General features: G+C 63.0%; 13 protein-coding genes. 8 read left to right on the forward strand and 5 right to left on the reverse strand.

The features are described from left to right. The first annotated feature begins 149 nt into the window (after window positions 1-149). Window positions 150-1,913, forward strand: coding sequence for an MOSC domain-containing protein (locus PQR32_RS35020; RefSeq protein WP_408238285.1), 1,764 nt, complete (start codon window positions 150-152; stop codon window positions 1,911-1,913). Window positions 1,914-1,978: 65 nt separating this feature from the next. Here PQR32_RS35020 and PQR32_RS35025 read toward each other — a convergent pair whose 3' ends face one another. Both PQR32_RS35025 and PQR32_RS35030 read right to left on the reverse strand, forming a co-directional pair. Then, window positions 1,979-2,563, reverse strand: a complete 585-nt coding sequence (locus tag PQR32_RS35025; RefSeq protein WP_408238288.1) for a TMEM175 family protein — start codon at window positions 2,561-2,563, stop codon at window positions 1,979-1,981. Then, a complete protein-coding gene (locus PQR32_RS35030) occupies window positions 2,556-3,635 on the reverse strand; it encodes a PRC-barrel domain-containing protein (protein ID WP_408238469.1) in 1,080 nt (359 codons plus the stop codon). The genes PQR32_RS35025 and PQR32_RS35030 overlap by 8 nt, the downstream gene beginning before the upstream one ends. Before the next feature lie 454 nt (window positions 3,636-4,089). Here PQR32_RS35030 and PQR32_RS35035 point away from each other — a divergent pair, with 454 nt between their 5' ends. The 4 genes from PQR32_RS35035 to PQR32_RS35050 all read left to right on the forward strand — a co-directional run bounded on the left by PQR32_RS35035 (window position 4,090) and on the right by PQR32_RS35050 (window position 7,288). Then, window positions 4,090-5,472: an NCS2 family permease gene (locus PQR32_RS35035; RefSeq protein ID WP_408238291.1), complete on the forward strand. Its 1,383-nt coding sequence runs from the start codon at window positions 4,090-4,092 to the stop codon at window positions 5,470-5,472. 117 nt (window positions 5,473-5,589) lie between these two features. Then, a complete protein-coding gene (locus PQR32_RS35040) occupies window positions 5,590-6,168 on the forward strand; it encodes an ArsR/SmtB family transcription factor (RefSeq protein ID WP_408238294.1) in 579 nt (192 codons plus the stop codon). Next, window positions 6,165-6,503, forward strand: a complete 339-nt coding sequence (locus tag PQR32_RS35045; protein WP_408238297.1) for an SRPBCC family protein — start codon at window positions 6,165-6,167, stop codon at window positions 6,501-6,503. Before PQR32_RS35040 ends, PQR32_RS35045 begins: the two co-directional genes overlap by 4 nt. 47 nt (window positions 6,504-6,550) lie before the next feature. Next, window positions 6,551-7,288: a DUF899 domain-containing protein gene (locus PQR32_RS35050; protein WP_408238300.1), complete on the forward strand. Its 738-nt coding sequence runs from the start codon at window positions 6,551-6,553 to the stop codon at window positions 7,286-7,288. 47 nt (window positions 7,289-7,335) lie between these two features. Here the strand turns inward: PQR32_RS35050 and PQR32_RS35055 are convergent, their stop codons facing one another. Next, window positions 7,336-8,187, reverse strand: coding sequence for a helix-turn-helix transcriptional regulator (locus PQR32_RS35055; RefSeq protein ID WP_408238303.1), 852 nt, complete (start codon window positions 8,185-8,187; stop codon window positions 7,336-7,338). A gap of 194 nt (window positions 8,188-8,381) precedes the next feature. Between PQR32_RS35055 and PQR32_RS35060 the strand changes: the two genes are divergently transcribed. Together PQR32_RS35060 and PQR32_RS35065 are read left to right on the forward strand one after the other, a co-directional pair. Beyond that, window positions 8,382-9,218, forward strand: a complete 837-nt coding sequence (locus tag PQR32_RS35060; RefSeq protein WP_408238306.1) for a carbon-nitrogen hydrolase family protein — start codon at window positions 8,382-8,384, stop codon at window positions 9,216-9,218. Between the two features lie 195 nt (window positions 9,219-9,413). After that, a complete protein-coding gene (locus tag PQR32_RS35065; RefSeq protein WP_408238309.1) occupies window positions 9,414-10,772 on the forward strand; it encodes an APC family permease in 1,359 nt (452 codons plus the stop codon). A gap of 84 nt (window positions 10,773-10,856) precedes the next feature. On the opposite strand, the gene PQR32_RS35070 is transcribed toward PQR32_RS35065, so the two are convergent. Then, the gene (locus PQR32_RS35070) at window positions 10,857-11,039 is read right to left on the reverse strand and encodes a hypothetical protein (RefSeq protein WP_012432554.1); all 183 of its coding nucleotides are present in this window, start codon (window positions 11,037-11,039) and stop codon (window positions 10,857-10,859) included. Window positions 11,040-11,261: 222 nt separating this feature from the next. After that, window positions 11,262-12,185, reverse strand: coding sequence for an NAD-dependent epimerase/dehydratase family protein (locus PQR32_RS35075; protein WP_408238312.1), 924 nt, complete (start codon window positions 12,183-12,185; stop codon window positions 11,262-11,264). Window positions 12,186-12,291: 106 nt separating this feature from the next. On the opposite strand from PQR32_RS35075, the gene PQR32_RS35080 reads away from it, so the two are divergent. Continuing rightward, window positions 12,292-13,188, forward strand: coding sequence for a LysR substrate-binding domain-containing protein (locus PQR32_RS35080; RefSeq protein ID WP_408238315.1), 897 nt, complete (start codon window positions 12,292-12,294; stop codon window positions 13,186-13,188). The last annotated feature ends 34 nt before the right edge of the window (window positions 13,189-13,222 follow it).

Genomic DNA, 13,222 nt, shown 5'->3' on the forward strand with positions numbered 1-13,222 from the left:
CATCACGCTGTGCAAGGTGCTCGGCGGAGGATGGGAGTCAACGTATGCCAGACAGGACAGTGTGCATTGACGTGGCATGCGCTTGCGTGCGACTGTGAGGTGGCCATGAGCTGACGTTGTGGGCGCGCTCTCGTGATTGCGGAGGAAACATGGCTCGATTGCTCTCGGTGAATGTCGGACTGCCGCGCGACATTGACTGGAAAGGTCGCACCGTCCACACCGGCATCTGGAAGGAGCCGGCGCACGCGCGCTGTTGGGCGGGCCGGTTGAATCTGACCGGCGACGGTCAGGGCGATCTGGCTGGGCACGGGGGCGAGCAGCGAGCCGTGTTCGCTTACCAGATCGAGTCGTATCGCCATTGGCAGGCGCAACTGAAGCGGAGCGACTTCGTCTACGGACAGTTCGGCGAAAACTTCACGATTGAAGGCATGCCGGACTCCGCCGTGTGCATCGGCGATCGCTATCGGATCGGCACGGCCTTGTTCGAGGTGACACAACCTCGCGTGACCTGCTATCGCGTCGGCATCCGGATGAACGAGCCCCGGATGCCTGCCCTGCTGACATCCAGCGGACGGCCCGGTTTCTATTTCCGCGTCCTGCAGGAGGGCGCCGTCGGCGCTGGCGACGACATCGTGAAAGTCGGCGAGGCAAAAGAGCGCATGAGCGTCGCCGAGATCAACGCGCTCCTGTATTCACCTCATCACCCGCGCGATCGGCTGGAGCAGGCCTTGCGCATCGAGGCACTTTCGCCCGGGTGGCGCTGGTCATTCGAGGCCTTGCTGCGGGACCAGGCGACCGGTGCGGCGAGCGGGAACGCAGGACTGGCACCCGCCGCTGCCGCGCATCCTGTTGCACCCGGATTTCGGCTGCTCACGGTGACAACGATTGACCCGGCGTGCGCCGATGTGCTCTCGCTGACCTTGCAAAGCGCGAACGGTCAACCGCTGCAAACGGCGCTGCCCGGTCAGTACGTGGTGTTGCGTCTGCCACGGGCCGCCGGCGGCGCGCCACTCTTTCGCAGCTACTCGCTTTCGGGCGAGGCATCGACGGAGCGCTATCGGATCAGCGTCAAGGTCGAGCCGCATGGGGCAGCGGGAACCTACCTGCAAGAGCATGTCCGTGTGGGCGATGCGCTCGACGTCAGCGCACCGCGTGGCAGCTTTGTGCTGCAACCGGGAGACGGTCCGCTTGTTCTTCTCAGCGCGGGAATCGGCGTGACGCCCGTTCTTGCCATGTTGCACGCGCTAACCGCGGCGGGCTCCACGCGGCAGGTGTGGTGGCTTCACGGCGCTCGCGATCGGCAGCACCATGCATTCGCGGACGAAGCCCGCGCTCTTGTCCACAAACTGATGCACGGGCGCAGTTATGTCTGCTACAGCCGGCCGGATGCGAGCGAGCGCATCGGCGAGGATTTTGATGCGATCGGTCACCTGTCGCGGACGGCGCTCGACAAGGCAGGCGTGCCGCAAGGCGCGGATTTCTACCTCTGCGGCCCAACGCGCTTCATGGCGGACATGAAGACGGCGCTCGCCGCGCTGAGCGTCGCGCCGGGGCGGATTCACGCTGAAATTTTCAACGGCGGTGAGACTTTGAACCCCGGCATCGTCGACGCTTCGGCGCGTGCGCCGCACCGGCCTGAAGAGGATGCCGACACCGGGCCACTCGTTTCATTTGCCCGCAGTGGCGTCGCGGCACACTGGAATGCGGCGCTGTATCCGAACATTCTGGAGCTGGCCGAAGCGTGTGACGTGCCGGTTCGATGGTCGTGTCGAACCGGCGTTTGTCATAACTGTGAAAGCGGACTGGTTTCGGGGACGGTGAACTATAGTCCCGAGCCGCTCGACATGCCCGCGCAAGGGAACGTGCTTGTCTGCTGCGCGCAGCCGGCAGGGGACGTCGTCATTGATTTGTGAGCACGAATCTGCCCGCCTCTTTCGAGGGGAACGGCTCTTTCACGAGCGCAGCCCATGAAGATCAGTCACGCCCTGATCTCGGAGAGATCTGGCCGCAAGTGCAGCGTCAGCGCCACGCATATCAGACCGAAGCCGACGCGCGGGGCGACGACCGCGACCAGCATGGCGGCCGTGAAACCCGCAAGGACGATCAGCGATCGGTATCTCGCTGTACGCCGCATACGCGCGGACACCATGCCGGCGTCCGCCTCGGTCAATACCTGGTGTTCGAAAACGTTGTACGCCGCGTCGATACATATAAACAGGCCTGCGTAAAACATCACGGACGACGACGCGAGCTCGGTCGTTGCTACCCACGCGGTCGCGAACGGCAGCAGCGAGACCAGGAAGAGATGAACGAAGTTGATCCATATCATGCCCAGCGTCGGCGGGCCGACGAACCGCATCAGGTGATGATGATTGATCCAGATGATCGCGACGAAAAGATAGCTCACCGCATAGCTGAGGGCGATGGGCCATAGAGGCAACAGCGCAGAGAACGAATGCTCCTCCGGTGCCTTGAGCTCCAGCACCATGATGGTCACGATCACTGCGAAGACGCCGTCTGAAAAAGCTGCCAGACGTTCGGCGGTTGCTTTTGCTTCACGCATGGCGGGCTCCCTGGGATGAGCAAGAAGTCATTTCAACAGCAACAGCCGCACTCTGACAGTCAGACAGCATACAAACCAAAACATACGACATAAGCAGGACCGGGGGGGGCCCCCGGGGGGGGCGGGGGCCGGGGGCGCCCGGCGCCGCAACAGCGGCGGGTGCGGAAGCAGGAGCGGGCGCGGGCGCGGGCGGCGCCGGCGACACCGCGCGAACCGGTTTGTCGCTGGCGTATGGCGGCGTCGCGTTGATCTGCGCATCGCTCAAATCAATCAGCGGATGGAGCTCCTTGTCCTTCGTCACGAAGCGCAGCGCCGACCAGTTGGCGGCGATCGTGCGCCGTTCGGTGCTGACCATGCCGTTGACGTCGAGCACGACCGCCTGCGGCTGCGCATTCGCATCGATCAACACGTCGATCACGCGGCCGACCTTGGCGCCGTTCGAGCGCTCGACCGTGGCGTCGATCAGCGGCAATTGCACGGCAACCGCGGCGGCTTTGGCGGCGTTCGCCGGAACCGCGGCGGCATTGAGTGTGATGGGGGCGGCCTTCGCGGTCGGCGTGAAGCGGAACGCACTCCACGGGAAGTTCACCTTGCGGTCGCCGACACCCAGGAAGCCTTGCAGATTCACGACCATCTCACGCGGCTTGCCGCCGGCGTCCGCGATCAGATCGACCGCGCGTCCGACCACTTTGCCGTCGGGCTTCTGCACTTCGCTATCGAGCAGCGCGCGCGCCTCGTTGCGCTCGATGGTGCGCAGCACGATCAGCGGCGGAGGCGGCGGCGGGGGCGGCGGAGGCGCCGTGACAACAGGCGGCGGGGGCTCGACCTTGTGCGGCTTGGCGACCGGCTTCTTCGGCTTTCTCGATTGCTCGGGTTCGGCCGCTTCAGTCTCGACCGGTTCGGGCGCGGAGGCGGCCACCGGCGCGCTGGCCGGCTCGACAGGCATCACCGTGGCGTCGACGATCGGCGCCTGCTGCGGGCCCCACAGCAGGCTGCAACCGGACAGCGCGAACAGCGCGAACACAGCAAGAATCAAGAGACGCCAGGCAGGACGCGAAAAACCGCCGCTCATCAAGAAGGACTCCATGGGCCGGTGCGGACGGGTGCAATCGGCCGCCGCAGTTAAGACAGGTACGGGCCAGAGTGTAACCCGCGACGTCGGGCGGCCCCGGTTTTGCAGGCGATCTGACAGGTTGCCCCAAGCACGGTTCATGCCGCGCTTCGCCGATTGACTGGCTCGTCGAACTCAGTTTTCCCGCGTGAAAACCCTCAAAACCCTTTCACATCTTCATGACAAACCGTAGGTGTAAACACGCGGACCGTGAAGCTGGTTTGCCGTCCCTTAAAGGATATAAGCATCGCGACATGTCAGGCATGCCATCCATGCGATGGGAGATATATTTGTGTTGCCCTACATTTCGAGACAGCAAAAAGCCCCATCCCACACTAAACCAACGCAACGAGACGACCCTGATGGCGACCGCACCGGCGGCCGCTTCAGCACGCTGATAAAGGAGGCACTCATCATGATGGAACCCCACGCCCAACCGATTTCTGAAGTCGGCGCCGAATCATTCGACGGAAAGGGCTTTCTCGACCGCTATTTCGAAATCTCTTCACGCGGCAGTTCGCAGCGTCAGGAAATCGTCGCGGGGATCACGACCTTCCTCGCGATGGTCTATTCCGTGTTCGTCGTGCCGGGCATGTTCGGCAAAGCGGGCTTCGACACCAGCGCGGTGTTCGTCGCCGTGTGTCTGACCACGGCTTTTGGCTCGCTGCTGATGGGCGTGTGGGCGCGCCTGCCGATCGCAATCGGCTGCGCGATTTCGCTGACGGCGTTCACCGCGTTCGGCCTCGTGCTCGGCAAAGGCCTGCATCCGAACGTCGCGCTCGGCGCGGTCTTCCTGATGGGCGTGGTGTTCACCGCGATCTCGGTGACGGGCGTGCGTTCGTGGATTCTGCGCAATCTGCCGACGGGCATCGCGCACGGCACGGGGATCGGCATCGGCCTGTTCCTGTTGCTGATCGCCGCCAACGACGTAGGGCTCGTCGTGAAGAATCCGGGTGCGGGTCTGCCGGTGGCGCTCGGCAATATCACGGCGTTGCCGGCGCTGATGTCGGTGGCGGGACTTGCGGCCATCTTCGGTCTGGTGCGCCGCCGCGTGCCGGGTTCGATCCTGATCGTGATCGTGGCGATTTCGGCGATCGCGCTCTTCATCGACCCGGCTGTGTCGTTCCACGGCGTGTTCGCGGTGCCGTCGCTCAGCGCACCGGGTCACGCGTCGCTGATCGGCGCGATGGACATCAAGGGCGCGTTGTCGATGGCGGTTCTGCCTAGCGTGCTGGCGCTCGTGATGACCGCGGTGTTCGATGCCACCGGCACGATCCGCGCCGTCGCGGGACAAGCGGGCCAACTCGATGAAAACGGCCGCATCATCAACGGTGGCCGCGCCTTGACGGCCGATTCGCTGAGCTCGATTTTCTCGGGCCTGCTCGGTGGCGCACCGGCTGCGGCGTATATCGAATCGACGGTTGGCGTGGCGGCAGGCGCGAAGACCGGCATGGCCGCCGCGGTGGTGGGTCTGCTGTTCCTCGTGGTGATGTTCTTCTCGCCGCTCGCCGGCCTCGTGCCCTCGTATGCGACGGCGCCTGCATTGATGTACGTGGGTCTGCTGATGCTCTCGAACGTGAGCAAGCTGCATATGGACGACATGGTCGACTCGATGTCGGGCCTGATGTGCGCGGTGTTCATCGTGCTGACCGCCAATATCGTGACGGGCATCATGCTCGGCTTCGCGACGCTGGTGATCGGCCGTGTGGTCAGCGGCGAATATCGCAAGCTGAACGTGGGCACGGTTGCCATCGCCGTCGTGCTGGTCGGTTTCTATCTCGGCGGCTGGGCGATCTGATCGTCACGTCATAGGCTCGGGCGTTGCCTGGGCCTTGCCATACATCTGTTGAATCTGTGCTGGAAAGCGAGAGCGGAGTGGTGCGATTCTGGCCGCTTTGCCCGAGCCTGTAGTCGGTTGTTCTCCACCTTTGACGCGGCGCGTTGCAGGCTTCATCTGCGGCGCGTCGCGTATCTTTTTTTGCCGCGCTCCCCGCTTAAATTTCCACCTGCTTTACGAAAACGCGTACCTGTCCTTGACATCCATCGCTTCGTTTCTATACTTAACCTCATGGTTAAGTTTAACGAAGCGCTACTGGATCGCACCTTTGCCGCGCTGTCCGATCCGACACGGCGAGCCTTGCTCGCGCGTCTGTCGTCGAAAGATCTGTCGGTCAGCGAACTCGCCGCGCCGTTTGCGATGTCCTTGCCCGCGGTGATGAAACACCTCGACGTGCTGAGCGAGGCGGGTCTCATCACGCGCAGCAAAACCGGCCGCACGGTGGCGTGCAGCCTGTCCGCCGGGCCGATGGAAGAAGCCATGGAATGGCTTGGCCGCTATCAGCGCTTCTGGTCCGAATCACTCGATCGTCTTGCCGCTTTCGTCGAAGAGGAACAAGCCTCATGTCCACCCAGCCCAGCCTCACCCTCCAGCGGCGTCTCAACGCCGCGCCCGCCAAAGTCTTCCGCGCCTGGACGGAACCGGCGCAATTCATGACGTGGATGCATCCGGGCGGTTCGGACGTGGTGCGCGCGGAACTGGATGTGCGCGTCGATGGTCGCTACGCGATCGTGTATCGCAAGCCGGACGGCAACGAGGTCGAGGTCGGCGGCCGGTATCTTGAGGTGGTGCCCGACCGCAAGCTCGTCTTCACATGGGTGTGGCGCTATAGCCCGGAGCATGAATCGCAGGTCACGCTGCTGCTGGAACCGGACGGCGACGCCACATGGCTCACGCTCACGCACGAACGTCTCGCCGACGATGCGCAGTGCGAGGATCATCGCCGCGGCTGGACCGACGGGATCGATTCGCTGGAACGCTACGTGGCGTAAGGTCGTTTGAATTCGTTGCTCTGCACGATGCAGGGAAGGAGACGCAAATGGAACCGCAACACCGTACTGGTTCGAGAGAGGAATGGCTGGCCGCCAGCAAGGCTTTATTAGCCGAAGAGAAAGCGCACATGCGCGCCGGCGACGAACTCGCGCACAAACGCCGCGCGCTGCCCTGGGTCAAGGTCGACAAGACTTATACCTTCGATACACCGCAGGGCCGCAAGACACTGGCCGATCTGTTCGACGGGCGCAGCCAGTTGATCGTCTATCACTTCATGCTGGGCGCGGATTGGGAAGAGGGCTGCGTGGGCTGCTCGTTCCTGTCGGATCACATGACGGGGATTGTCACGCATCTCGAGCATCACGATGTCTCGTACGTGACGGTGTCGCATGCACCGCTCGCGAAGATCGAAGGTTTCAAGAAACGCATGGGCTGGACCTTCCCGTGGGTATCATCGGCTGGCAGCGATTTCAATTTCGACTATCACGTGTCGTTCACGCCTGAACAGCTGGCGAGCAAGAAGGCGTTCTACAACTTCACCGAGCAGGACGTCGGCATCGACGAGCAACACGGCCACAGCGTGTTCTACAAGGACGAGAAGGGCGACGTGTATCACACGTATTCCTGCTATGGACGCGGCGACGAACGCTTCATCAACACCTACGCGCATCTGGACGTCACGCCGAAGGGTCGCAATGAAGACCGCAGCCTGACCGACTGGGTCAGGCATCACGACCGCTATGAAGAGAAGGCGCAAGGCGGCTGCGCCGCGTGCGGTTCTTGACGGACCGCGGCGCTAACTCAGGCTTGCGTTAAAAAAGCGCGGGGACGTCATGCACCTTGGCGTCCCGCTTCGTAAAACAGCGCGAACAGTTCCGACTGTGAATTGACGTTCAGCTTCGTATAGATGTGCTTCTTGTGCGCGCGCACGGTTTCGAACGAGATCGTCAGTTTCTCCGCGATAGCGCGCGTCGAAAATCCGCTCAAGGTGAGCATCGCCACTTCCACCTCGCGCGCCGTGAGCGATGCGCGGCCGCCCGACGATGCGACCTGTTCGAAGCGCGCGGCGTAGGCGGGGGTGTCCGTAGGCACGAGCGCTTCCGTTTCCATTGCCGTTTCGGCGCTGGCCTCGCTCAGGGCCGACTGCGCCGCATCGAATGCCTCGTAGGGCAAACGTTGCCGCAAGAGCGCAATCACCCACGGCGCGCACAGCGCGAGCACGGCCAGATCGCGCTCGCCATAGCGATGCGTCGCGCCGAGCGAAAAGGCGAGCGTGTGCCTCGCGTCGATCATGTGGTTGAAGTGCACCTCGTCGCCGACGATATTCTTCCTGAAGTACCGCTGGTAGTAATCGGTCATCGAGAAGTTGTCGGGCGCGACATCGGCCAGCGTGACAAAGCCCGACGCGGGCTTCTCGGTGGCGGCGATATAGAACGGATCGAGTTGATAGAGTGCGGCCAGATAGTCCTGGAACATCGCGTCCACGGTGCCGTCCGGCATCGGCGATTCGGCGCACACGAGCGGCGCCTCGCCGGGTGTGAAGCGCAACGCGACCCAGTTGTCGAAGGCCACATAGCGTTCCAGCGCGCGCGTGAGGCGAGTCCAGAATTGCGCGCTATCGAGGGCTTCGATAACCGCGCCGATCTCGCGATGAAAGGCCAGATCGCGCCATTCGAGTTCCATGCGTGCTCCGATGAGGGTAACCCAGCAGGGTAATTACGAACAAAAATATGTCTGGTAATAATAGGCCCAACCTGATCGCGAGGCGGCTTAAAACAGCCGCTATTGAACGCGAAGCGAACCGGCATGGACCGCAGTTAAATTGCATGGGACCAGAGTAAGCGCTAAAGCGCTAACTCTGGTCGACAGGAGACACAATGCTTCAACTCGAACTGGCACAGATTCCCGTCGTGGACGGCGCCGTGGGCGTCGGCGGCGCGAACGTGCAACGCGTGCTGCAAATCATCGGCCAGCGTTCGGCCGAAACCGATCTGATCGTGTTTCCCGAGACGACGCTGTCGGGCTTCCCGACGCGGCATAACGTTGGCGAAGTGGCGGAAACCATCGACGGTCCTTCGCTCACCGCCGTGCGCCACGCGGCGCGTGAAGCACGCGTGGCGGTGGCGGTAGGCCTCGCCGAGCGCGACGGCAGCCGCTTTTTCAACACCACGGTGCTGGTCGACGAACGCGGCGAGATCGCGCTGCGCTATCGCAAGACCCACCTGTGGGCGTCGGACGTCGGCGTGTTCGAACCGGGCGACCGCTACGAAGTATGCAACTTCAAGGGCATGACCGTCGGTCTGCTGATCTGCTACGACATCGAATTTCCCGAAACAGCGCGCGCGGTCGCCTCGCTAGGCGCCGACCTGCTGGTCGTGACCAACGGCAACATGGACCCGTTCGGGCCAGTGCATCGCCGGGCCATCGTGGCGCGCGCCATGGAAAACCAGATGTTCGCGGCGCTCGTCAATCGTATCGGTCCAGGCGACGACAACCTTACGTTTCCCGGCGAATCGGCATTGATCGATCCGTTCGGCGACGTGGTGTGCGACGCCGGCCAGCAGGAAACCGTGCTGCGCGCGACGCTCGATCGCGCGCGACTCGAAGGCGCGCGTGAACACTACCGTTACCTGCATGACGCGCGCATCCCACTTGATCTCGCTACCGTTGATGGCGCGCAGGGACAACAGGCGCGCGTGATTCGCACGCGCTGAAGCGAACACTCAGACAGATATGCGGCCGGGCCCGCGTGTCGCTCCAACGGCGGCGCGCACAGGCCCGGCACGTCAGGCAAAGACCATCGGCGCTAATTTCGCGCTGCCAGCAGATCCGATCGACCCGGCTCGACCGGGGCGCGTGCCATATCGCGCCCGGGGCGACGCTTGTCCATTCGCAAGAGGAGACACCGTATGACTTCATTATCATCCGCCGCCGAACCCGCGGCCCCACGCAGCGCGCATCTGAAACGCACACTCGGCCTGCCTTCCGTCCTGCTGTTCGGCCTCGCCTACATGGCACCGCTGATCGTCTACGGCACATATGGTGTGCTGGCGAGCGCCAGCCAGGACACAGCGGCGCTCGCCTATCTGATCGCGCTGATTGCGATCGTGTTCACCGCGCTCAGTTACGGCAAGCTCGCGCGGCTCTTCCCGGTGGCCGGTTCGGCCTACACGTATACGCGCAAAACCTTCAATCCGCATCTCGGCTTCATGATCGGCTGGGCCACCTTGCTCGATTATTTTTTCCTGCCGATGGTGATCTGGCTGATCGGCGCCGCTTATCTGAGCGCCGCTTTTCCGCACGTGCCGAGCTGGATCTGGATCGTCGCGTTCATCGTGCTGACCAGTGCGCTGAACATTCTCGGCATCGAACTCGCGAACCGTTTCAACATCGTACTGATGGTGGTGCAACTGGCGATCGTCGCGTTGTTCGTCGTGCTGTGCTGCCACTATGTGACGGCGGCTGTCGGACCCGGCGGTCTCATTTCGGCCGAGCCGTTCTTCAAGCCGCACGTGCCGCTCTCCGCGACGATGGCGGGCGCCGCAATCGCCGCCTATTCGTATCTCGGTTTCGATGCGGTCTCGACGCTGACGGAAGAGACCATCGCCCCTGAAAAGACCATGCCGCGCGCCATCGTGCTGATCGCGCTGATCGGCGGCGCGATCTTCGTGATCGCGGCGTACACGGTGCAGCTCGCGCATCCGGGCGCGGTGTTCAAGGACCCGGATTCGGCGGCCTTCGAAGTCGCGCGCAAAGTGGGCGGCGATATTTTCGTCACGGTGTTTCTGGCGGGCCTGATTCTCGCGCAGTTCGCCTCGGGCATCTCGGCGCAGGCGAGTGTGGGACGTCTGTTGTATGCGATGGGCCGTGATGAAGTGCTGCCCAAACGCATCTTCGGTTTCGTGCATCCGAAGTTCAAGACGCCGGCGCTGAACATCGCGATCGCGGGTGCCATCGGTCTCGTCGCCTTGAAGCTCGATGTGGCGACGTCGACGTCGTTCATCAACTTCGGTGCATTCCTTGCGTTCACCGCTGTCAATCTTTGCGTGATCCGCCAGTTCTTCAACGCGAAGGGCAGTGCAAATGCAATGGGCGTGATCGGCGGGTTGCTGTTCCCGCTGGCCGGTGCACTCGCGGACGTGTGGTTGCTGGTGAGTCTGGAGAAGACGGCGCTGGTGCTCGGCGCGGTGTGGTTCGTGTTGGGCTTGTGCTATCTCGGCTGGATCACGCGCTGTTTTCGCCAGGCGCCGCCGGAAGTCGCGGTTTGATGGAACGGTTTGCGCTCGTAGCTGAGCGGTGCCGTAGTGAGAGTGATGTCGCCGCGTGCGGCGTCACTCTCCAGGCGCTCATGTTCAAAGCGACATGTCAAAGGCGGGTCTGAGGAATAGCTCGATCGCCATCACGACGAGTCCCATCGCGGCCGCTGACAGCGTCAACGTACCGTATTCGTCGTAGCGTGCATCGTAGAGACATGCCACGACGAAGAGAATCGCCAGCAGATTAGTTAGCCAATCGAAATTCAGCGCCAAAGTCATCGATCAAATCCGGGCTCATGTGCGGCTCGGATTGTCGAATCGCACGATCAGGTGTGCGCGATTCTATCGAGTTGAGCTTACGGATTCGCAACGGCGACGCTTACACTAATTACGCCCTGGAGGGCGCCGCAGGCGCCCGCAAGAAGTCCTCTTGGGGGGCGCCCGGAAGAAGTCCTCTTGGGGGGGCGCCCTGGAGGGCGCCCCAAAGAAAATCCCCTTGGCTTACGCCACGGACGAAGCACGCTCGGGGGACATCATGTCGTGCTCGATCCAGTCGATCACTGACGTACGCTTCGGTTGCCACCCAAGCAGCTTGCGGGCGTGCTCGCCGCGCACGCGGCTATTCGAGCCGAGGCCGTACGAGGCCATTTCGTAGCCCCATTCCTTTTGCGCTTCTTCGAGCGGCCAGTCTTGCGGTTCGCCGAGCTTCATCGCGCGTGCAATCGCGGCGCTCATGTCGCGGAACGACGCCTCGCCGCTTTCGACGAAGTAGAAGGTGCCCGCCGGCGTTTTATCCAACGCGAGGCGATACAGTTCGGCGACGTCGTCGATATACACGTTCGACCAGATGTTGCCGCCGCTGCCCACATGACGCACCACGCCGCTCTTCTGCGCCTGACGCACGAGGCGCGGCAGTTGCACGCTCGCGCTGCCCGGCACCGCGCCGTGCCCGTAGATCAGCGTGTTGCACAACACGGCCGAGCGGATGTTCAACTGGGCCGAATTGAGCACCAGCAGATCGATCGCGACGCGCGCCACTTTGTCGGGAGTCGGCTCAGGCAGCGCGTCTTCGTGATAGATGCGGGCCTGACCGGCTTCGCCGCCCGACGCATCGCCGACGATGCTCGAACCGCTCGTATGCAGAAACGTTTTGCCGGAGCCCGCGAGCCCGTCGATCAGCGCCTTCACCGCGCCTTCATGATCGCTGCTCGCGGCATTGATGACGGCGTCGGCGGCTTGCGCTTCGGCGATCAGCAACGCGCGGTCGTCGAGCGTGCCGATCACGGGTTCGATGCCGAGGCGTTGCAACTCGCCGCTATGTTCGGGGTTGCGGATCAAACCGCGCACGGTGTGGCCGGCGCGCGCCAGATGCGCCGCAATCGAACCGCCGATAAAACCGCTTGCACCAGTGATGAAAATCTTCAAGACGTTCTCCTTGATGAGAAACACGATGACATGCACGCAGTATCCGCTCACTTGATTCTCGCAAAAACCGTGTTAGTCTCAAATCAATCTTGATTTGAAATCAACAATGAAAACTTCCACGGACGAGTTGCTGGTGTTCGTCACGGTGATCGACAGCGGCTCGATCACCGCGGCTGCGGAGAAATTGGGCCAAACCGTCTCCGGCGTGAGCCGCGCGCTCACGCGCCTCGAAAAGAAACTTGATACCGCCCTGGTGCGGCGCACGACGCGCCGTCTGCAACTGACCGAAGAGGGCGAGACCTTCCTGCAGCGCGCGCGGGCGATTCTGGACGCGATGGAAGAGGCCGAGGAGTCCGTCACGCGCGGACGCGAGCGGCCCTCGGGGCGCCTGCGTGTCGATGCGGCGTCGCCCTTCATGCTGCATTGCGTGGCGCCGCATATGACAGCGTTTTCGGCGCAGTATCCGGAGATCAGGCTGGAGCTGACCAGCAACGAACGGATCGTGGATCTGCTGGAGCAGAAGGTGGATATCGCGATCCGTATCGGCGAATTGCAGGATTCGACTTTGCATGCGCGTGCCCTCGGCACCAGCAAGCTGAGAGTGCTCGCGAGTCCGGCGTATCTGGCCGAATATGGCGAGCCGAAATCGGTGGAAGCCTTGCGCGAGCATCGGCTGATTGGCTTCACGGCGCCGGAGCATCTGAATCGCTGGCCGTTGCGGGAGGGGCGCAAGGGCGGGGCCGAGTCGCTGAAAATCGAACCGGCGATCACCGCCTCGAGCGGCGAGACATTGCGGCAACTGGCGCTGTCGGGCTGGGGCATCGCCTGTCTCGCCGATTTCATGAGCGCGGCCGATGTGCGCGAGAGGCGTCTCGTGCCGATCCTCGGCAATGTGCTGGCGGACGAGCGGCAACGGGTGAGCGCGGTGTACTACCAGAGCGCGTCGCTGGCGGGGCGCGTGCAGTGCTTCCTGGATTTCATCGCGGCGCGCGTGACGCTTTAGCTCCGCTGTCGCATCACTAGTCCAATAAGAAGCC

This window comes from Paraburkholderia dipogonis, assembly GCF_046027395.1.
GTDB lineage: Bacteria > Pseudomonadota > Gammaproteobacteria > Burkholderiales > Burkholderiaceae > Paraburkholderia > Paraburkholderia dipogonis_A.